Here is a 19,589-nt window from a genome sequence, read left to right on the forward strand (position 1 = left end):
AGTCAGTTCAACCGCTTCGCGCTTGAACTCGGCACTGTATTGTCGTCTTGTCTTCATAAACACTCCTAGCGGCCACTATGGCTCTTTTCTGAAGTGTCCGAGATGGCGGGGTAGAACCCATACGTCGCTCTGTCTTCTCTATCCTTTCTCCAAGTGATTTTTGATGAGCCTTCTGCTTAAACCTTGTTGTCAATACAGATATTTCGCCAAGTACAATTCTTTTAAATAGTCTTACCGTTAAAGTGCTTGCGCTCAGCAAGTGCGGAAATTCCTCGAACACGCGAATTGCATGCGCTTTGAAGATCGGGTCCTCTATAGAATTCGCCCAGTGAATGCACTTTCCGTAGTGATCAATCAGCTCCTCAAATTTGGAATGGGAGTCTCTGAGCGCGGTGTAGTATTCCCACTCATCCATACCACCCTTGTTAAAACGGATAAAGGCTTGGGTGCTACCGATGATCTGTGGCGGAATGATGTAGGGCTCTTGTTCTCCAACCCCGGCCCACTTATCTCCCAGCCTACCTGGAAAACCAGGCTCATCTGACCAAACTGTACTCACCTTACTGACCTCGTGTCGCTGAACTCGCGCCGAACCTACGTTTTGTACGTTTTGCTGTTGTCGTTTTGATATTCTGTCAACAGCACGATGTGCGCTAACAGCATTATATATGCGGTTTGCGGGTTCACGCGAACAGAATAAATTTGATGTTTACAGTTCCGTTTTCGGTTTGTCGAAGGGAGTAAAAAGGGCCTTGGAATACGTCGACCCACTGCGATCAGAGGCTGAGGTGATCACGTTCGAGAATGCGGTGCTGGCGCGGTGCGGGCTCACCCACTGGCAGATCTGGTGCTTGGCGTACGGATTCGCACAACGAATCAGCGACACTCTCAAGCTGAAGTTCACCGACTTCAACCAGCAGGGCTTCTACACCGGCGCCATGCGCGTGAAGATCAAGCATAAGAAGACTGGCGCGATCGTCCGGCCGCTGAGTCACAAGCGAACTGCGGACATCGTCAAGTAGTTGTTCGATGATCGACAACCGGGACAGGTGCTGCTGTTCCCCTCACCCTATCGTGGCCGGTCAGAGCGAGTGGAGACGATGTACTCCAGGCAGGCCATCTACAACGCCTGGCGAAAGAGCGCGACTGACGCCGGCATCGAGACCACCATCGGGACACACACGCCCCGAAAGACGGCCGCGTACCTCGCCTACAAAGCTGGCATTGATATCGAGGTTATTGCAGCATGGCTCGGACACCGCAGCACAGCCACAACGCGCGCGTACCTTGGAATCACTCAGGCGGAAATCGACGAGTGTGCCGCGCAGTTTGGTCAGTTCGGAAACTCACTGTTCGACGCTCAGCGAAAGGCAGCCCAAGGGCGCAATGGCCGCCGGGGGCAGGCTCGCCGGGCAGCCTAGATCGCTACGCCCTTTTCAGGGCTCGACGTGCACACGCCATCCACGACCGGAGCACAGTCCGCATCGAGATCAACATCGGTTTGGCTTGTTGATCGAAGTGCCGAGTGTCCATCGACGGGCGCTGCAACGCGCGCGCAACGGTTGGTCGGCCGTATTGCCGGTTGTCCAGAAACTCGCGTACCACTACGGTCGCGCATGCGGTTGGCAGCGCGGGGTATTTGTTTGGGTTCCAGGTGGCTGTATGCCGTCGATGGTGTTTGAACATCTCGACAACCAGTGCGGCCTCGAGCTTTACCCGTGACACTTGGTCTCGACATACCGCCACACGCAGTAGCAGCACCGGGCTGTCTGGCAATCGCTCCAGCGCCTGCATGACTGACACTCGGTCTGAAACCGAGCTGATTCGAGCGACAAGCTCTAACGCTCTGTCGAGTGCGCCAGTCTCCATGGCTGCATGTCCTGCGCTGTGTCGATGTCTGGCGGCTGCTGGTTGTACACGCCTGTGGGGCGGCCATGACTAACAGCCGCGTACTTCACTGACTCATCGTCGGTGGTGCTGGTCTTGAAAGCGCAATCAGGTTCGACACACTCCCAGTACCGCCGAATGCGCCCACCTGGCCTGCGGTGAGTGGAATGCAAGTTACAGCGACCATGGTGAGGACATTCGGGTCGAGGCAATACGTCAGCATCAGCGTTCGACGCTGGTGCGTGAACAATTACGTGGACACGATCACCCTCAATGGCCGCAACCTCGAACAGCGCGCCGTTCACCTCCACGTCCTCACCAACGCCAAGCGTGCAGTCCCTTGAATCCCGCTTGCGTGATTCCTTCGCCTCGCGAGCATCGCCGTTGATCCTGTCGACTGCGGCCTGGGTCAGCGGGCCGCTGCTCACGCGACGTGCTCACGCTTGGGCGCACCTGTGGCAAACCGCGACATCGAATCACTCGAATCGGAGTCTGCACTGCTCTGGCTTCCGGAGGGATGAAGCACAGACCCTTCGATCCATCGGCCTATCCACACCGGCTGTGCCAGCCGTTCGCTTGCATCGAACAACGCAAGGGACCCGATGAGGATCGCGGCTGGTGTTACTCCGTTGGCCTCTGCCTGTGACGTCACAACGTGCTGGTGTGTGACAACCTGTGACCCGAGCTCGCGTTTCGACACCCAACTCAGCCAAAGCTTGAGCGACGGCATCGCCTGTCCCTACTGGGTCCGCCGTCGCCCCGATATCCAGCGCCCGCAGCACTTGAACAACAAATCGCATCCATTCTCTGTGGTCCCCGGCTACCTCGCCAAAGGGTTTTCCAAGGTCCGAGACACCTGCGGCCTCGCCGTCGGCGGCAAGCCGCCAACCTTTCACGAGATCCGTGGATTCGGGTCACGACCGTACCGCCAAGCCGGCTTCTCGAAGGACTACGTGCGCGAGCTGATGGCGCACAGCGATGGGCGGATGACAGATATCTACCTGAACACGCCTGGTGCCCTACAGGATGAACACTATCAGAGTGTCAGGGACGATCTTCAGCTTCAAGACCTCAAGAGGCCGTGATCTGCGTAGACACAGACCGGCGAGATGTTTGTCTACTCAGTGTCTTCGCTACAACGAAAAACAGCGACCCGGTCACCCGTAAGTCGCTGTTATTCAGTAAGAAATCTTGGAGCGGGAAACGAGACTCGAACTCGCGACCCCAACCTTGGCAAGGTTGTGCTCTACCAACTGAGCTATTCCCGCCGCACCAAGCCGAGGATAATGGCAGCAAACCCCCGGTCCGTCAACTCCGGATCGCCGCCTGAATGTACTGGATCATGCTCCAGATGGTGAGGATCGCGGCCACGTAGAGCAGCACGACGCCGAGCGGCCAGAGGTCGACGCCGAACAGCGGCGACTCGTAGAGCAGCACCACCAGCGCGACAATCTGGCAGGTGGTCTTGAGCTTGCCCCAGATAGACACCGCAACACTGGCACGTTGGCCAATCTCGGCCATCCACTCGCGCAACGCGGAGATGGTGATCTCCCGACCGACGATGACGATCGCGGGCACCGTGATCACCCAGCTCGCGGCGGCCTCGACCACCAGCACCAGTGCGGTCATGACCATGAGCTTGTCCGCCACCGGGTCGAGAAAGGCACCGAAGCGCGACTCCTGTTGCCACTTGCGCGCAAGGTAACCGTCGAGCCAGTCCGTGATGCCGCCGATGATGAAGAGCGCCGCGGCCGCGGGCCGGGCCCACTCGACCGGTGTGTAGAAGACCGCAACCAGCACCGGCAAGAGCACGATGCGCATCAAGGTCAGCAGCGTTGGCAGGTTCTGAGGCATAACAGCGGCGCTTCTCCGAGCGCTATTTGTCGTGAAAATAATCGTACACACCCTGGCCCAGGGTGCGACTGATGCCGGGCACCCGCGCGATTTCCTCGACGCTCGCGCGCTGCAAGGCCTGAATGCCACCGAAATACGTCAACAGGGCCTGTCGGCGTTTTGCACCCAGGCCCTTGATGTCCTCGAGCACCGACCGGCGACGCGCCCGCCCACGCTTGCCACGGTGGCCGGCGATGGCGTGCCGGTGCGATTCATCGCGCACGTGCTGGATCAGGTGCAGCGCAGCCGAGTCCGAGGCGAGCTGCATCGTCTCGCCGTTGCGGTAACTCAGGATCAGCACTTCGTCACCGGGGCGGCGTGCTGCGCCCTTGCTGACCGCGACCAGGGCAACGCTCTGCAATCCGAGTGAGTCAAAAACGGCCTCCGCGACCCCGAGTTGCCCTTTGCCGCCGTCGATCAACACCAGGTCCGGCAGCGACTTGTTTTCGTCGAGCAGGCGAGTATACCGCCGTGTCAGTACCTGGTGCATGGCAGCGTAGTCATCTCCGGCGGTGACGCCCTTGACGTCAAAGCGGCGGTAGGCACGCCGTGCCGGCCCCTCGCGGTCGAAGACCACACAGGAGCCCACTGTGGCCTCGCCCTGCGTGTGGCTGATGTCGAAACACTCGATGCGCTCGGGCACGCTGTCGAGACCGAGTGTCCGTGTCAGCGCCTCGAAACGCTCGAGCTGCCCCGCGCGCGAGGAGAGGTGCTGGGCGAGCGCGAGCTCGGCGTTGTTGCGCGCCATGTCGAGCCACCGCGCCCGCTCACCGCGCACGGCATCACTGATGCCGACCTTGTGTCCGGCCTGTTCGCTCAGCACCGTCGCCAACACGTCCACCTCGGCCACGCGGTGGCTGAGGATAAGTTGCGGCGGCGCCCCGTGGTCAAGGTAGTTCTGCACCACGAAACGGTAGAGCGCCTCCTCGGCCGTCGCGTCGGCCGGCATCCGTGGGAAGAACGCGGTGTTGCCGAGGTTGAGCCCGTTGCGGATCGAGAAGAGCTGTATGCAGGCCTGCCCCCGGTCTGTCGCACACGCAATCACGTCGACGTTGCCCGCCTTGCCCTCGACGAACTGCTGGTCGGTGATGTGTTTGAGGTCGGTGATCCGGTCACGCAACACCGCGGCGCGCTCGTAGTCCTGGGCCTCGGCCGCGCGGTTCATGTCGACCACCAACTCGTCGAGCACCGCCTGGTTCTGGCCGTTGAGCACGCGCACGGTCAGCTCGACGTCAGCGCGGTAGTCGGCCTCGGACACCAGCCCAACACACGGCGCGCGACAGCGCTTGATCTGGTGCTGCAGGCACGGCCGGCTGCGGTTCTTGAAATAACTGTCTTCGCACTGGCGCACCTGGAAGAGCTTCTGCACGAAGCTCAGGGTCTTGCGCACCGCACGGCTGTGCGGGTACGGACCGAAGAACTCGCCCGGTTTCTTGCGCGCACCGCGGTGGTAGCTCACGCGCGGGTAGGTGTCCTCGGTGCTGATGTACACGTACGGGTAGCTCTTGTCGTCCCGCATGAGCACGTTGTAGCGCGGCCGGTGCTGCTTGATGAGCTGGTTTTCCAGCACCAGGGCCTCGGCGGCTGTGCGGGTCACCGTGACGTCCACACCGGCGATCTTGGCCACCAGGCGCGCGGTCTTGATGCTGTCGACCACCTTGTTGAAATAACTCGACAGGCGCGCACGCAGGTTGCCGGCCTTGCCGACGTAGATGATGTCACCGTCGGCGTCGAGCATGCGGTAGACGCCCGGCCGCGTGGTCACGGTGCGCAGGAAGGCGCGGCTGTCGAAGGCCTCCGGCGGCGATGTGCCGGACTCCGGTTCGGGCTCGGTGGCGTCGGTGTCGTGCTCGGTGTTCACACGGCCACTCAGTAGCGAATCAGCGCGGCGCCCCAGGTGAACCCGCCGCCAAAGGCTTCGATCAGGAAGAGCTGGCCGCGCGTGAGCTTGCCGGTGCGTACGGCCTCGTCGAGCGCGAGCGGGATCGAGGCGGCCGAGGTGTTGCCGTGGCGATCGACGGTGACCACCACCTTGTCCATGCCCATCTGCAGCTTGCGCGCGGTTGCCTTGATGATCCGGATGTTGGCCTGGTGCGGGATCAGCCAGTCGAGCTCGGTGCGGTCGAGGTTGTTGGCGGCGAGCGCCTCTTCGACCACGTCCCCCATTTTGGTGACCGCCATGCGGAAGACTTCGTTGCCGCGCATCTCGACAAAGGCACGGCCCTGCTGGACCGCCTCGTAGCCCTGCGACACCCCGGCCGGCACGTGCAGTGCGGTGGCGTGTGCGCCGTCGGCGTGCAGGTGCGTGGACATCACGCCCTGCTCGTCCGAGGCTTCGAGCACCACCGCACCCGCCCCGTCGCCGAACAGCACGCAGGTGCTGCGGTCTTCCCAGTTCAGGATGCGCGAGAAGGTCTCGGCGCCGATCACCAGCGCGCAGCGCGCCGCCCCCGCCTTGATGAAGTTGTCAGCGACCGCCAGCGCGTACACGAAGCCGCTGCACACGGCTTGCACATCGAAAGCGGCCGCGCCGACGTTGCCGAGCCGGTGTTGCAACAGGCACGCGGTGCTCGGGAAAATCTGGTCGGGCGTGGTCGTGGCGAGGACGATGAGGTCGATGTCTTCGGCCCGTCGCCCCGCCGCCTCGAGTGCCGCACGGCTCGCGTGTTCGGCGAGGTCGAGGGTGGTCTCGTCGTCGGCCGCAATGTGCCGCTGCGCAATGCCGGAGCGCTCGCGGATCCACTCGTCGGAAGTGTCGACACGCGTCGCGAGCTCGTCGTTGCTGAGCACCCGCTCCGGCAAATAGCTGCCCGTACCGCAGATCCGCGCGTTGATCATGCTGTGCCTGTTCTCGCCTGCTGACGCACGGCCAGTCGCTGGTGAATTTTGTCCGGCACCTTGTTCGCCGCCTCGAGCACGGCGAGGTCAATCGCGCGACCAAACGCGCGTGCGTTGGCACCGCCGTGGCTCTTGATCACGATACCATTAATCCCGAGCAGGCTAGCGCCGTTGTGCCGGTCCGGGTCGATCTCACGCGACACGGCACGCAGCAGCGGCAGCGCCACCGCGCCCGCCAACCGGCCGTACCAGCTGCTGCCGAACACCCGCTTGACGGTCGAGACGACAAACCGCGCCGCGCCCTCGGCGGTCTTCAGCGCGACGTTGCCGGTGAACCCGTCACAGACGATGACGTCCACGCGCTCGCTGAAGATGTCGTTGCCCTCTACGAATCCAATGTAGTTGAGGTCGCTTGCCGCGAGCATGCGGCCCGCTTCGCGCACGGCCTCCAGGCCCTTGAGCTCCTCGGAACCGACGTTGAGCAGGCCGACACGTGGCGCATCGATGGCGTCGACGGCCGACACCAGCTCGGCGCCCATGACCGCGAGCTGAAACAGGTTGTCGGCGTCGAAGCCGAGGTTGGCGCCGAGGTCGAGCATGTGAGTGTGGCCGCCAGCCGCCGGCAGGCTCGTGCAGAGCGCCGGTCGATCGATGCCGGGCAGGGTCTTGAGCACGAACCGCGCGGTGGCCATCAGTGCGCCGGTGTTGCCGGCGCTGACGCAAGCGTCCGCCTCACCGTCCTTGACCTGGTTCAAGGCGACGCGCATGGAGGAGTCTTTCTTGCCGCGCAGCGCCAGCGCAGGCGCTTCATCCATGGCCACGGTCTGGGTGGTGTGGACGATGCGCACGCGGCCGTGCGACGCCTGCGCGCCGAGCGCCCGGGTCACCGCGTCGCGGTCACCGGTGAGGCAGAGCTGGAGTCGCGGGTGGCGATCGAGCGCGGCCACGGCGGCCTCGGCGACGACGTTGACACCGCCGTCACCGCCCATGGCATCTATGACCAGCCGGGAATCTGTATCCACGCCTCTCTCACACGGGAACGGCGCCCACGTGGGGCGCCGTTGAATCGGTCGCACTGGCTGACAAGCATAGCAGTGGCCGTGTCGCGCGCTGGGGTCGCGTGTTGATCACGCCCCGCGCGCCAATTCGTCGATCGCTGTACGGTGAGCGGGGCTCACTCGTCGTCGTCGTCCTCGACGTCTTCAGCGCTGTCGATGACCTGCTTGCCGCGGTAGTAGCCTTCCGCCGTCACGTGGTGACGCAGGTGGGTTTCGCCGGTGGTGGCGTCGACCGACAGCGTCGGTCCACCGAGGCTGTCGTGCGCCCGGCGCATGCCGCGGCGAGAGCGGGACTTGCGATTCTGTTGAACTGCCATGAGACATCAAGCTCCTGTTTAGGTGTGCCGTCGGGTCACTCACCCGGCGGCGTGTTTGCCTTGAGCAACGCGTCGAGGCCGCTGAACGGTCGGCGCGTCTGCTCGTCCTTGCCGTCACCCGCCAAACCGTCCAGCACGGCGGCGATGTCACCCTCGCACGCGCCTTCCGGGTGCGCCGGGTACTGCGGCAAGCTCAGTATCAATTCGTCTTCGATCAGTTGCGGGAGATCGACACGCCCGTTTTCGTCCATCCGCAACCAGTCGGCGTCGTCCGGCAATTTGTTCGCCTCGGCCTCGCTCTCGAGCAACGCAAAGCGGAACCCCTGCTGCACCTCGACCGACGTCGGCTGCAGGCAACGCTGACAGCTTTGCGGCACGGTCGCGCTCAAGTGCCCCGTCACCTGGGCGGGGCCGAGCGGCGAGAACGCAAACCGCAAGGCGACCTGCACGTCCGCAGGCCCGTCGTCCAGCAGCGCCTCAAAGCGCGGTACCCTGTCGGTCGACACCACGCCCTCGAAGGACGCCCGCGCGCGCGCGAGGGCCGCGACGTTGAAGCTGTCTGGGATAGACTGAGTCATATAACCGGTCAAGTTTACTGTCATGGCCGAAGCAAGTCAAAACCCGGCTCTGCGCGTCGCTGGCGTCGACCGCCCGCTCCGAAATCCGCCCTGGAACCGCTCCGTGTGAACACCGCCGCCCCGCTCTACCTCGCCTCCACCTCGCGCTACCGCGCAGACCTGCTCGGCCGGCTCGCGCTGCCCTTTCGCACTGCGGCACCGCACTGTGACGAGCGCCCGCTGCCCGACGAAAGCGCGGCGGAACTCGTCCACCGGCTCGCCAGCACCAAGGCCGCCAGCGTCGCCGCCGAGCACGCTGACGCGCTGATCATCGGCTCCGACCAGATCGCCGAGTGCGACGGCAACCTCCTCGGCAAGCCCGGCAATTTCGAACGCGCGACGCAGCAGCTGCAGAGCCTGTCAGGCCGGCGCGTGACCTTCCACACCGGGCTCTGCCTGCTTGACGCGCGCAGCGGTGACCACCAGACGGTGGTGGAGCCGTTCGCGGTGGTCTTTCGCCCGCTCGATGCCCGCCAGATCGAGCGCTACCTTTGGAAAGAGAAGCCCTTCGACTGCGCCGGCAGTTTCAAATCCGAGGGCCTCGGCATTGCGCTGTTCGAACGCTTCGAGGGCCGGGACCCGACGGCGCTGATTGGCCTACCTTTAATGCGGTTGGTGGCACTGCTCGCCCAAGCGGGCGTCGAGGTGCCCTGAGCTTCCGGCAGACCCCACTGCGACCACAGCGACATTGCCCATCACACCGGACACACCCCTATGACGCAGAACGCCTGGCACCCCCTCGCCGCCCACGGTGAGCGCCTCCGACGCACCACCCTGAGTGCACTGTTCGAGGCCGATGCCACCCGATTCGACCGCTTCTCGCAGCGCCTCGACGGCCTGCTGCTGGACATCTCGAAGAACCGGATCGACACCGACGCCTGGTCCGCGCTGCTCGCTCTGGCGGTCGAGCGCGGCGTCACCGAACGGCGCGATGCGCTGTTTCGCGGGGACCCGATCAACAGCACTGAAAACCGCGCGGTGCTGCACGTCGCGCTGCGCGAACCGGTGGGCGGGTCGGACTCCGCCGTACCGCGCGATGCCGTGGCGTCGGTGCACGCCGTGCTGGACGCGATGGCCGCGTTCAGCGCCGCCGTGCGCGACGGCACAGCGCGCGGCGCAACGGGGGCCGCCATCACCGACGTGGTCAACATCGGCATCGGTGGCTCGGACCTCGGGCCCGCGATGGTGACCGCGGCGCTCGCGCCCTGGCACGACGGTCCACGCACGCACTACGTGTCGAACGTCGACGGCGCCCACCTGCACGACACGCTCGCCGGACTCGACCCGGCGACCACCCTGGTGATCGTCGCCTCGAAGACCTTCACGACGATCGAGACCATGACCAACGCGGCGTCGGCCCGCCGCTGGATTGCCGACGCGCTCGGCGAGGACGCGGTAGGCGCCCACTTCGCCGCCGTGTCGACCGCGCTCGACAAGGTCGCCGCATTCGGTATCCAGTCCGAGCGGGTGTTCGGCTTCTGGGACTGGGTTGGCGGCCGCTACTCGGTCTGGTCGGCGATCGGCCTGCCGGTCATGCTCGCGATCGGCGAGGCGGCCTTTCGCGACTTTCTGCAGGGTGCCCACACGCTCGACACGCACTTTCGCACCGCGCCACTGGCCGAGAACCTGCCGGTCTGGCTCGCCCTGGTCGGCGTCTGGAACCGCAATGTCGAGGGCCACGCGAGCCGGGCGGTGCTGCCCTACGACCAGCGCCTCGCGCGCTTCACGGCCTACCTGCAACAGCTCGACATGGAGTCCAACGGCAAGTCCGTTTCGCTCGCGGGCGAGGCGCTGAGCCGCGACACCGGGCCGATTGTCTGGGGAGAACCCGGCACCAACGGCCAGCACGCCTTCTACCAGCTGATCCACCAGGGCACGACAGTGATCCCGGCGGAGTTCCTGGTCGCGGCGCGCGGCCACGAGGCCGACCTGCAGCACCACCACGCCCTGCTGGTGGCCAACTGTTTCGCCCAGTCCGAGGCCTTGATGCGCGGCCGTGGCCTGGACGAGGTCACTGCGGAATTGCAGCGCGCCGGGCTCGATGCCGAGGCCATCGCCACGCTCGCCCCCCACCGCGTGTTTGCCGGCAACCGGCCGTCAACCACGCTGATGTACCCGCAGCTCGATCCACACCACCTCGGCATGCTGATCGCGCTGTACGAGCACCGCGTGTTCGTCGAGGGGTGCATCTGGGGTATCAACTCCTACGACCAGTGGGGCGTGGAGCTGGGCAAGGCCTTGGCCAACGCCCGCCTGCCCATGGTCACGGGTGAGTCCGCGCCGGACGGGGTCGACGGCTCGACTGCCGGCCTGATTCGCCTGCGCACCCTGCTCGCCGCGCAGTCGCAGGCCTGAGCGCGGCGACCCGAACGGGCCGCTAGGCGCTTGCGGGCGTGCGGTCGTCGGCGCGGGCACGCGTTGGCAGGTCGCCGGCCAGCCCCATCGCGTAGCGGCACGCGAGGTGGCGCGCCGGGTGCACCCGGGCGCCCGAGCTCAGCAACAGCCGACGGGCCAGCACCACACCGGGTGCACGGCTCTCGAAGCCACGCTGAAAGCCGTGCAACACCTCCGACATCAACGTGTTCTCACCGCGCCGCCAGCGCTGGTAGCGCCGCAACACCCGCTCGGCGCCGATGTCGCGGTGCTGCGCCCGCGCGTCGACGAGCACGTCGACCAGCGCCGCGGCGTCCATGAAACCGAGGTTCACGCCCTGACCAGCGAGCGGGTGCACGCTGTGCGCCGCGTCGCCGATGAGCGCGAACCCGGCCTGCACGTAGCGCTCGGCGTGCGCCCGAGTGAGCGGGAAACTGCTGCGCTCGATGACCGCCTCGACACCGCCCAGCCGCGCCGGAAAGGTGTCGAGCAACACGTCAATGAAGTCCGCCTCGTCCAGCGCCCGCAACTCGGCCACGCGCGCCGGGCTGTGGTACCACACCAGGGATGCGCGGTTGCCGGTCAGCGGCAGCATGGCCTCGGGACCGCTCGGCTGAAAGCGCTGCCAGGTGATGTCCTGTTGGCCCAGCGTGGTCGCCACGGTGGCGACCAGCGCGTGCTGATCGTAGGTCGCGCCGGGCGCGTCGATGCCCGCGAGCCCGCGCAGCGTCGATCGGGCCCCGTCCGCCGCCACCAGCACCCGGGTGCGCACGCGCGTGCCGTCGTCGAGCGTGACGTGCGTGTAAGACCCGTCGCGGTCGAAGCGCGCGACCGCTGCCGGGCACAGCAAGACCCCGCCCGCGCGGTCGTAGGCCGCCAGTGCCGCCTCTTGAATCAGGTTGTTTTCAACGATGTGGCCGAGGTGGGGCTCGGCGACTTCGGCCGCGTCGAACACGGTCTCTGCGCCGTCGTCGTCTTCCCAGACCGCCATGCGCCGAAACGGCGCCGCGCGGTGGGTTGCGATGTGGTCCCAGGCGCCGATATGCCGCAGCACCCGCTCGCTCGCGCGGTTCAGCGCACTGACGCGGATACCGGGCGGCACGGTGAGGTCCATGGGCACGGGCGGTGTGCGCTCGACCAGCACGCAGGAGAACCCCGCCTGCAACAGCGCGGTGGCGCAGGTCGCGCCGACCATGCCGGCGCCGACGACCACCACGTCGGTGTCGTGCTCGAACGGAGACGGCTGCGAGGTCACGGGCGGTGGGCTCTGTGGCGACACGGAAACGATCAGTCTACCAGCTGTGCCGACGCCACCGACCGGTGTCGTCACGCTGCAGTTCGTAGCGCGGCCAGAACCCCGGGTCGCTGACCATGGCGACCAGGCCACGCCGGCCGTTCAGGCCACGGAAGGAGAAACGCACCGTGTCGCCCGCCTCGACGTCCGCCAGAATCGCCTTGAAGTCGGCCAATGTGTGGATCGGCTGGTTGTTGATCGCGGTGATGAAGCGGTTGCGGTACAGGCCCTCCGCGAGCGGCGGCGATCCGCTCTCGACGTGACTGACATAGACGCCATCGGCGCGACCGACCGTGCGCGCACGCACTTCGCGCGAAGGGTTCTGCACCGAGAGTCCGTTCCAGCTCACCCGGTGCGTGGCCCCGGTGCCGTCGAGCGGTGTGGGCGTGTACGTCAGCGTCATTTCGACACCGGCCCGCACCACGCGCAGATCCACGCGCTCGCGCTGGCTGGCGCGCTCGAGCGCGCGCAAGGTGTTAACCGCCCGCCCGTCAACCGACAACAGCACATCGCCCACCTGCAGCGGTGAGGGTGTGTCGCCGTTGTAGACCTGGCGCACGTACAGGGCGCGCGGGAAGCGCGGATTCAGCCGTGCGAGGTCGCCGAGCTGGGCGTCGCTCAGGCCGAGTTCGCGGGCGTCACTGAGCGGCAGGTAGCGCCAGTCGACGTCAATCGCGTAGTAGGGGTCACCGTTGCGGTAGTTCTCGAGGGTCTCCAGCACCAGGTCCGCGGGAAAGCCCCACTCGCCCTCGGCCACCTCACGGCCCTCCTGAAAGGCAAAGCTGGTCCAGAAGGCGTGCACCACGGCGTCCGGCGTGACCAGCACGCCACCGAGGCTCGGCGGCGGGTTTTGCAAGTCGTAGCCGTCGAACACGGTCTGGGTGAAACGCGGCAGGCTCGAGCGGTTGAAGACCAGCGTGCGCTCGGTCGGCGTGCCGACACCGCGCGAGATGACCTCGCCGCCGAGGCCGAAACCGATGAACTGCGACGCCGCCCCGTTGATTGCAGGCTCGGCACTGAGCTGCGGTGCGGCCAGGCGGTCCATCGGCAGGCGCGCCGGGTCGACCCGCAGCAAGGCCACATTGTGCACCGGGTGCAGGTAGACGACCTCGGCCGGCACGCGGATGCTGCCGAAGACCGTGACCCAGGCCTCGCCGAGCGAGACCGTGACGGTGTTACGGTCAATCAGCACCAGGCCTTCCTCTGGCGACACGATCAGCCCGGTGCCGCGGAAGTTGCTGGCGTAGGCATTGGAGATCAGGTGCGGTGAATCGAAGTCCACCCGCACGAGCAGGTTGCCGAACTGCGCCAGCAACGGGTCGTCGAAGGGCACCGGGTCTGCGTTCCCCACCACGTCGACCGCGTCGCCCTTGGACGCCGGGATCGGCTGGCAGGCCCAGTCGCGCTCGCCGTCCCGACGCTCGCACACCGACTCACGGTGCCACTCGCGGTCGACGGTGACCGTGGTCAGCTCGCTGGTGTACTCGCGCCGCGGCACGACAAACCGCACGATCCAGCGTTCGCCGTCGCGCGCTGCGCCGAGCATCGGGATGAGGTCGTCGACGGTGGCGATCGGCTTCTCGTTGACGTGGGTGATCACCGCGCCCACCGGCATGTTCGAGCGCTGGAACATGAAGCGCGTGGCCACCAGCGCCACGCCGCGGCGCGGCAGGTTCATCGTCCGCGCCTGGTGCAGGGTCATGTCATGCAGCACCGCACCGCCGAATTCCACGAGCCGGTCCGGGATTGCGGCGTGCAGATCTGCGACGGCGATGCGCGATTCGATGCGTTCACCCTGGCGGTAGACCGTCACCGACACCTGTTCGCCGACGGTGTCGTCAAGGGCCTGGTCGAGGCTCGCAAACCGGTAGATCGGTTGCCCGGCGATCTCGACCAGCACGTCTCCGGCGACCAGCGCCCCGTCGGCGACGCCGTCGGGGAAGACCTGCTCGACCACCAACATGCCGGTGTTGTCATCGCTGGCCTCGCGCGCGCGCGCTGCCTCGGCGGTGGGCACGCCGAGGCGCGCCACGGTGCGGAAGGCCTCGTGCCGAAACACCGTCTGCAGCCCGCCGCGGGGCACGTCGAGGTCGGCCTGAAGTCGGTTGAGCGCCTCGCGGATCCGCCACAGCGGCAGAAAGAAACTGCTCGCGGTGTTCGAATTGGCGCCCGCGTTCAAGGCCACCACGTTGCCGTCGATGTCGACCACCGGCGAGCCGCTCGAGCCACCCGAGGTGCCGGACGCCGCCTGGTAGTAGAAGGTGTTGAAGTCGCTGAAACCGTACCGGCCGTAGCGCGGCGCCGCCCGATCGAGCCGTGCGATGGTGCCGGCGAGGATCGAGAGCTGCTCACCGCCGTCGGAACCGATCACGCGGATGTCCAGGCCCCGGCGGGCCCCCTCGGGCCGCAACGCAAGGCTGCGGGGCGTGTTGTACTGCAAGGCCGCCGGATCGTAACGAAAGAAGCCGTAGTCGTGCACCGGGTCGCGGTAGAGCGGCACCAGTTCGACTTCCTCCATGTTCTGGAAGGTCGCAAAGGCGCGCACCGGACCCGCGCCGATCACGTGGCGGTTGGTCAACAGGATGCCGCGCTCGGCGTCGACGACGAACCCGGTCGCCGAGGTGCCGCCCTGGGCGTCATCGTCGAAGGCGCGTTGCCGAGAGAGCGAGATCGAGACGACAGAATCCGCAACCTGGCTCACGGTGTCGGACCAACGCGCGGCGCTGTCGGCACGCGTTGCGTGCGGAAACGCGAGTACACACAGACACAACAGGGGGACAAAGCTCAAACGGCGCACGCGGCGGCTCCTGGTTGGTGGCCACACCACGGCAATCGCCGTCAGCTGCAGCCCGGTTATACTGTTCGATCGGCAGGGTGCTGGTACAGCGCATGCAATTCCCGTACTGCCACTGAAACTGGACGCCACACCGTGCCGCCTGACGCCACAGACGCCGCCAACCTCAACTGGTTCCGTGAAGCCGCCCCCTACCTTCAGGCGCTGCGCGGGGCGACGTTCGTGCTGGCCTGGACGCCGGGCGACAGCGACGAGGCCAACCGCGCACTGCTCGGCGACTGTACCCGACTCGCTTCGCTCGGCGCACGCATCGTGCTCGTGCACGGTATCCGTGACCCACTCGACCGCGCACTGGCGGCCACCAACAGTCCATCGCACTTCCACAAGGGCATCCGCATCACGCCCGCGCACGACATGCCCTGTGTCCAGTCGGTGGCCGGCAGCGAGCGCTTGAGCATTGAGGCCCGCTTGTCAGCCAGCGCCCTGGCGTCGCCGTTCGACGGCAAACGCGTGCAGGTCGCAACCTGCAACGCCGTCACCGCACGACCCTACGGCATCCACGACGGCGTCGACCACGGATGCACCGGCGTCGTGCGACGTGTCGACACCACGCACCTGCGCGCGCAGCTCGACGGTGGCGCACTGGTGCTGCAATCACCGGTCGGCTGGGCGCCGAGCGGCGAGCTCTACAACCTGCGCCATGAGGAGCTTGCCACCGAGATTGCGATCGCGCTGCGCGCCGACAAATTGATCTTCCTCGCGCGCCACAGCGTGGTGCAACCGGTGCTCGATGCCGGCCAGCGCGACCTGACACCGGCCACTGCCGACCGCTGGTGCGAGGGCCACGGCGACGCGGCCAGCGCGCTCGCGTTGCGCAGCGCCGCCACCGCGTGCCGGCGCGGGGTCACGCGTGCCTACCTGCTGGACGCCGACCGCGACGGTGCGTTGCCGACCGAGCTGCTCACCCGCGACGGCGCCGGTGCGATGGTCTCGGCTGACAACTACGAAGGCTTGCGCGCCGCCGCGGCGGACGACGTGGCGGGCCTGGTGGCCTTGACGGCACCGCTGGTGTCGGACGGCAGCCTGGTGGCACGGGCGGTTGAACAGTTCGAGCTGGATATCGGTCACTTTGCAGTGGTCGAGCGCGACGGTTTGCTGGTGGCCTGTGCCGCGCTGCTGCCGCACGCCTGCGGACTCGGCGAGTTCTGCTGCCTGGCCACGCACCCCGACTACCGCAACGGCGGCCGGGCCGCGAAGCTGCTGACCTATTGCGAGACCGCGGCCCGCAACCGGGGGTTGAACGCGTTGTTCGTGTTGACCACGCAGACGGCGGACTGGTTTCTGGAGCGCGGTTTCCAGCCGGGCGAAACCGACCAGCTGCCCCCGACCGTGCAGGCCCGCTACAGCCCGAGTCGCAACAGCAAGGTGCTGATCAAGACGCTCTGAACCCGCGTCAGGCTTGCATCAACGCGGTGACCTCGGCGAGCACACCGAGGCGCGCCAGCGGGTCGCTCATCTCGAGCAGCTGCTGTTTGCCGGCGAGGTCGATCGGCAAGCGCTCGACCAGGCGCCCACCGATCCAGGCCGCGTCATCACGCCAGGCGTGTGGGCCGGTCGGCCACTCCTGGGTTTTCTCGAGCACCGCGCGCAGCAGCGCCACGGTGTCGGCGTGGGCCGCCGGTACGCCGACTTCGGGCTCGGCCGGCAACGCACTGACGGTGCCGAGCACGAGCTTGTCCGCCTGCACCCGGCTGTGCTCGACACGCAACTTGCGCAAGCCACGCACCACGATGCGCAGTGAACCGGCATCGCCCGGCTCGAAATCGACGATATCGACCTCGGTGACCACACTGCTCGGCACCGCCGCCTCGCCGACTTCCTGCCCCTCGGCAATGGCGGCGATGGCGAAGCGGTTTCCGCTGCGCATCGCGTTGGCGACCATGTCGGTGTAGCGCGGTTCGAACACCCGCAGCGGCAGGTCGCCGTCCGGGAAGAGCACGGTGCCGAGCATGAAAAGCGGCACCTCGTGGTGGATCTCAGTCTCCATCGTCCAGTCCCCAGCGCGGCGCCAGCGTTTGCGGCACGTCGAGTTGGTCGAGCACCCGCGCGACAACGAAGTCGATCATCTCGTCGAGGGTGGTCGGGCGGTTATAAAAGGCCGGGTTCGGCGGCATGATGACCGCGCCGGCCCGGTTCAGGCGCAGCATGTTCTCGAGGTGGATGGCGTTGAAAGGCATCTCACGGGGCATGACAATCAGTTTTCGCCCTTCCTTCAACACAACATCGACCGCGCGCTCGATCAGGTTGTTGCAGGTGCCGGCCGCGAAGGCGGCCAGGCTGCCGGTGGTGCACGGACACACGACCATCGCGTGGGGCGCGCCCGAGCCGCTCGCGACCGGCGCAGTCCACTGGTCCTGCCCGTAGACATCGAGTTCCCCGGCGTCGCCCCCGTAGAGCTCGAGCAACACCGCGCGCATCTCGGCGGCACGCGAGGGCAGACGGATATCGGTGTCCATGCCGATCACGATCTGGGCAGGCTTGGACACCATCAGGTGCACCCGGATGTCGGCCGCCAGCAGGCACTGCAACAGCCGGAAGCTGTACTGCACGCCCGAGGCCCCGGTGACCGCCAGTGCGATGCGACGGCGTTCGCCGTTCATGCGATCACCCCGTCGTCGCGCAAGTCCGCGAGGCGGTCAGCGGTCATGCCGGGCACGGCGGACAGCACAGCCTCGGTGTCGGCGCCGAGCGCCGGCCCCGGGGTGTGCGTTTGCCCTGGCGTGTCCGCGAGTCGCGGGTGCAGCGCCGGCACCTCGAAGCCGGGGTGATTCGGCAAGGGCAGCGCCTCGAACAACCCGCGCGCGCGAAAGTGCGCGTCGCCGGCCATGTCGGATACCGCGTAGATCGGCGCACTCGGCACCTCGGCCGTGCGCAGTGCGTCGAGCGCGTCGCCGCTGTCGAGAGTCGATGTCCAGGCCTGTATCGCCGCGTCGATTGCGCGCTGGTGTTGCACGCGGCCAGCGTTGTCCTGCATCTCGGGGTGTTCGGCGAGGTCATCTCGCTCGGCGGTGTGCATGAGGCGTTTGTAGATGCTGTTGTTGTTCCCGCCGATGACGATGAACGCACCGTCGGCGCAGCGGTAGGTGTTGGTGGGCACGATCCCGGTCACGGTGGTGCCGCTCGGCTCGCGCACCACCCCGGCACCGCTGAACTCCGGTACCACCCCTTCGAGCATGTTCCAGGCCGACTCGAGGATGGAGGCGTCGACAACCTGCCCGCGCCCGCCCGGGCGGGCGCGCTGCAGCAAGGCCAGCAGGGTGCCGATCACGGCGTGCAGGCCCGCGAGCGTGTCGCCCATGCTGAGGTTGGCGCGCACCGGGGCCGCACCGGGGTGCCCGTTGACGTACCGCATGCCCCCCATCGCCTCGCAGGCCGACGCAAAGCCAGGCCGCGACGCGTAGGGCCCGTCCTGACCGTACCCGGACACACGGGTGAAGACGATGTGGGGGTGGGTGTCGCGGTAGCGATCGGGGCCGATACCCCATTTCTCGAGGGTGCCGGGCCGAAAATTCTCGACCACGACGTCCACGGTTTCGATCAGTTCACCGACCAGCGAGCGGCCCGCGTCGGTGCGCAGATCGATCGCGACCGAGCGTTTGTTGCGCGCCAGGCTGTACCACCACCAGGAGGTTCCGGTCTCGTCCAGCTCCCGCCAGTTGCGCAGCGGGTCGCCCGACCCGGGCGGTTCGACCTTGATGACCTCGGCGCCGAACCACCCGAGCACACTCGCACAGAACGGGCCGGCAATGAGCTGGCCGAGTTCGAGCACGCGCACGCCGTCGAGTGGTCTCGCCGTTGCGCCGACGGGGTGCCGGGTGTCGGTGTCCTGGGCTACAGGGGTCTCGGTCATGCCAGCTGAACGACGTCCAAAGCGGTGTCACCTTGCGCGGTCGAGACGAAAATCGACTGCTCGCTGACTGTGACAGACCAATCGTTGGTCCGTTCAACGCAGGCTGCGAGCGACGCCACCGCGTCCCACGCAAAACCGAACACGCTGCAGTTCAGCCGCTCGAACGCACGCTGTTCGGCTTGCCACCAGGTGGCTGCCTTGGCATTGAAGCTGTAGACGTGCACGGCGCCGGCGAGCCGGCTCGCCCGCTTGACACGGTCTGCCGAGGGCTCGCCCGCCTCGATCCAGAGCGTCACGGAGTCGTCGAGCGCCCGCACCCAGAGGTCCGGTTCGTCGACGTCGGAGAGGCCCTTGCAGAACGCAAGGCCAGGTTGGGCGTTGAGGCACCACGCCAGCACGCGCACCACCATGCGCTCGACGGTCTCCGACGGGTGCAGGGCAACGGTCAACTCAGGCGACTCGTAGAGTCCGCGGTTGAGGTCGTTCAGCGACACACGAAACTTGTGCACGGTCGATTTGAGGGCCACGGTCAGTCCACCTGCTGAGTCGCTCGGCAGTATACCGAGACCCAGTGGGTGCGGCGGGCAAGACCGGCGCGTGACCCACAT

General features: G+C 66.5%; 19 protein-coding genes and 1 tRNA gene. 6 read left to right on the top strand and 14 right to left on the bottom strand.

From position 1 onward, the window contains the following. Positions 1–7: 7 nt before the first annotated feature. Positions 8–559, bottom strand: coding sequence for a hypothetical protein (locus tag AAGA11_12080; protein MEM9603594.1), 552 nt, complete (start codon positions 557–559; stop codon positions 8–10). Positions 560–788: 229 nt separating this feature from the next. Here AAGA11_12080 and AAGA11_12085 point away from each other — a divergent pair, with 229 nt between their 5' ends. From AAGA11_12085 to AAGA11_12095, 3 genes are all read left to right on the top strand, one after another. Next, positions 789–1,022 carry a hypothetical protein gene (locus tag AAGA11_12085; GenBank protein ID MEM9603595.1) on the top strand — a complete coding sequence of 78 codons (234 nt, stop codon included), beginning with the start codon at positions 789–791 and terminating at the stop codon, positions 1,020–1,022. Positions 1,023–1,100: 78 nt separating this feature from the next. Beyond that, a complete protein-coding gene (locus tag AAGA11_12090; GenBank protein MEM9603596.1) occupies positions 1,101–1,421 on the top strand; it encodes a tyrosine-type recombinase/integrase in 321 nt (106 codons plus the stop codon). Between the two features lie 1,182 nt (positions 1,422–2,603). Next, complete coding sequence (locus tag AAGA11_12095) at positions 2,604–2,972, top strand: hypothetical protein (GenBank protein MEM9603597.1); 369 nt, start codon at positions 2,604–2,606, stop codon at positions 2,970–2,972. Between the two features lie 107 nt (positions 2,973–3,079). Here the strand turns inward: AAGA11_12095 and AAGA11_12100 are convergent. From AAGA11_12100 to AAGA11_12130, 7 genes are all read right to left on the bottom strand, one after another. After that, positions 3,080–3,155 (bottom strand) — tRNA-Gly (locus AAGA11_12100). Positions 3,156–3,195: 40 nt separating this feature from the next. Continuing rightward, the gene (pgsA, locus tag AAGA11_12105; GenBank protein ID MEM9603598.1) at positions 3,196–3,741 is read right to left on the bottom strand and encodes a CDP-diacylglycerol--glycerol-3-phosphate 3-phosphatidyltransferase; all 546 of its coding nucleotides are present in this window, start codon (positions 3,739–3,741) and stop codon (positions 3,196–3,198) included. Between the two features lie 22 nt (positions 3,742–3,763). After that, complete coding sequence (gene uvrC / locus AAGA11_12110) at positions 3,764–5,641, bottom strand: excinuclease ABC subunit UvrC (GenBank protein MEM9603599.1); 1,878 nt, start codon at positions 5,639–5,641, stop codon at positions 3,764–3,766. 8 nt (positions 5,642–5,649) lie between these two features. Beyond that, complete coding sequence (locus AAGA11_12115; GenBank protein MEM9603600.1) at positions 5,650–6,618, bottom strand: beta-ketoacyl-ACP synthase III; 969 nt, start codon at positions 6,616–6,618, stop codon at positions 5,650–5,652. Then, the gene (gene plsX, locus AAGA11_12120) at positions 6,615–7,640 is read right to left on the bottom strand and encodes a phosphate acyltransferase PlsX (GenBank protein ID MEM9603601.1); all 1,026 of its coding nucleotides are present in this window, start codon (positions 7,638–7,640) and stop codon (positions 6,615–6,617) included. Before plsX ends, AAGA11_12115 begins: the two co-directional genes overlap by 4 nt. 152 nt (positions 7,641–7,792) lie before the next feature. Beyond that, positions 7,793–7,993: a 50S ribosomal protein L32 gene (rpmF, locus tag AAGA11_12125; GenBank protein ID MEM9603602.1), complete on the bottom strand. Its 201-nt coding sequence runs from the start codon at positions 7,991–7,993 to the stop codon at positions 7,793–7,795. Between the two features lie 35 nt (positions 7,994–8,028). Next, positions 8,029–8,571: a YceD family protein gene (locus AAGA11_12130; GenBank protein ID MEM9603603.1), complete on the bottom strand. Its 543-nt coding sequence runs from the start codon at positions 8,569–8,571 to the stop codon at positions 8,029–8,031. Between the two features lie 105 nt (positions 8,572–8,676). On the opposite strand from AAGA11_12130, the gene AAGA11_12135 reads away from it, so the two are divergent. Together AAGA11_12135 and pgi are read left to right on the top strand one after the other, a co-directional pair. Next, complete coding sequence (locus AAGA11_12135; GenBank protein ID MEM9603604.1) at positions 8,677–9,264, top strand: nucleoside triphosphate pyrophosphatase; 588 nt, start codon at positions 8,677–8,679, stop codon at positions 9,262–9,264. Positions 9,265–9,324: 60 nt separating this feature from the next. Further along, positions 9,325–10,965 (top strand): glucose-6-phosphate isomerase, encoded by a 1,641-nt coding sequence (gene pgi, locus AAGA11_12140; GenBank protein ID MEM9603605.1) that lies wholly within the window; start codon positions 9,325–9,327, stop codon positions 10,963–10,965. 22 nt (positions 10,966–10,987) lie between these two features. On the opposite strand, the gene AAGA11_12145 is transcribed toward pgi, so the two are convergent. Together AAGA11_12145 and AAGA11_12150 are read right to left on the bottom strand one after the other, a co-directional pair. Further along, positions 10,988–12,238, bottom strand: coding sequence for a UbiH/UbiF/VisC/COQ6 family ubiquinone biosynthesis hydroxylase (locus AAGA11_12145; protein ID MEM9603606.1), 1,251 nt, complete (start codon positions 12,236–12,238; stop codon positions 10,988–10,990). Between the two features lie 37 nt (positions 12,239–12,275). Then, complete coding sequence (locus AAGA11_12150; GenBank protein MEM9603607.1) at positions 12,276–15,074, bottom strand: trypsin-like peptidase domain-containing protein; 2,799 nt, start codon at positions 15,072–15,074, stop codon at positions 12,276–12,278. A 132-nt stretch (positions 15,075–15,206) separates the two neighbouring features. Here AAGA11_12150 and argA point away from each other — a divergent pair, with 132 nt between their 5' ends. Further along, positions 15,207–16,517: an amino-acid N-acetyltransferase gene (gene argA / locus AAGA11_12155; GenBank protein MEM9603608.1), complete on the top strand. Its 1,311-nt coding sequence runs from the start codon at positions 15,207–15,209 to the stop codon at positions 16,515–16,517. Positions 16,518–16,524: 7 nt separating this feature from the next. On the opposite strand, the gene AAGA11_12160 is transcribed toward argA, so the two are convergent. From AAGA11_12160 to AAGA11_12175, 4 genes are read right to left on the bottom strand one after another with little or no spacing between them, the layout of a single operon-like run. After that, positions 16,525–17,118, bottom strand: coding sequence for an LON peptidase substrate-binding domain-containing protein (locus AAGA11_12160; protein MEM9603609.1), 594 nt, complete (start codon positions 17,116–17,118; stop codon positions 16,525–16,527). Further along, positions 17,108–17,731: a flavin prenyltransferase UbiX gene (locus AAGA11_12165; protein ID MEM9603610.1), complete on the bottom strand. Its 624-nt coding sequence runs from the start codon at positions 17,729–17,731 to the stop codon at positions 17,108–17,110. The genes AAGA11_12160 and AAGA11_12165 overlap by 11 nt, the downstream gene beginning before the upstream one ends. Further along, entirely contained in the window at positions 17,728–18,981 is a 1,254-nt protein-coding gene (locus AAGA11_12170; GenBank protein MEM9603611.1) for a CoA transferase, read from the bottom strand. Before AAGA11_12170 ends, AAGA11_12165 begins: the two co-directional genes overlap by 4 nt. After that, complete coding sequence (locus tag AAGA11_12175) at positions 18,978–19,508, bottom strand: YaeQ family protein (protein MEM9603612.1); 531 nt, start codon at positions 19,506–19,508, stop codon at positions 18,978–18,980. The genes AAGA11_12170 and AAGA11_12175 overlap by 4 nt, the downstream gene beginning before the upstream one ends. Positions 19,509–19,589: the final 81 nt, after the last annotated feature.

The sequence above is a fragment of the Pseudomonadota bacterium genome (assembly GCA_039196715.1).
Classification (GTDB): domain Bacteria; phylum Pseudomonadota; class Gammaproteobacteria; order CALCKW01; family CALCKW01; genus CALCKW01.

Bases quoted from the DNA above. Each gene is read 5' to 3' on its own strand.
- AAGA11_12090 (MEM9603596.1), top strand. From the start codon at position 1,101: ATGTACTCCAGGCAGGCCATCTACAACGCCTGGCGAAAGAGCGCGACT.
- pgsA (MEM9603598.1), bottom strand. From the start codon at position 3,741: ATGCCTCAGAACCTGCCAACGCTGCTGACCTTGATGCGCATCGTGCTC.
- AAGA11_12115 (MEM9603600.1), bottom strand. From the start codon at position 6,618: ATGATCAACGCGCGGATCTGCGGTACGGGCAGCTATTTGCCGGAGCGG.
- rpmF (MEM9603602.1), bottom strand. From the start codon at position 7,993: ATGGCAGTTCAACAGAATCGCAAGTCCCGCTCTCGCCGCGGCATGCGC.
- AAGA11_12130 (MEM9603603.1), bottom strand. From the start codon at position 8,571: ATGACTCAGTCTATCCCAGACAGCTTCAACGTCGCGGCCCTCGCGCGC.
- pgi (MEM9603605.1), top strand. From the start codon at position 9,325: ATGACGCAGAACGCCTGGCACCCCCTCGCCGCCCACGGTGAGCGCCTC.
- AAGA11_12160 (MEM9603609.1), bottom strand. From the start codon at position 17,118: ATGGAGACTGAGATCCACCACGAGGTGCCGCTTTTCATGCTCGGCACC.
- AAGA11_12165 (MEM9603610.1), bottom strand. From the start codon at position 17,731: ATGAACGGCGAACGCCGTCGCATCGCACTGGCGGTCACCGGGGCCTCG.
- AAGA11_12170 (MEM9603611.1), bottom strand. From the start codon at position 18,981: ATGACCGAGACCCCTGTAGCCCAGGACACCGACACCCGGCACCCCGTC.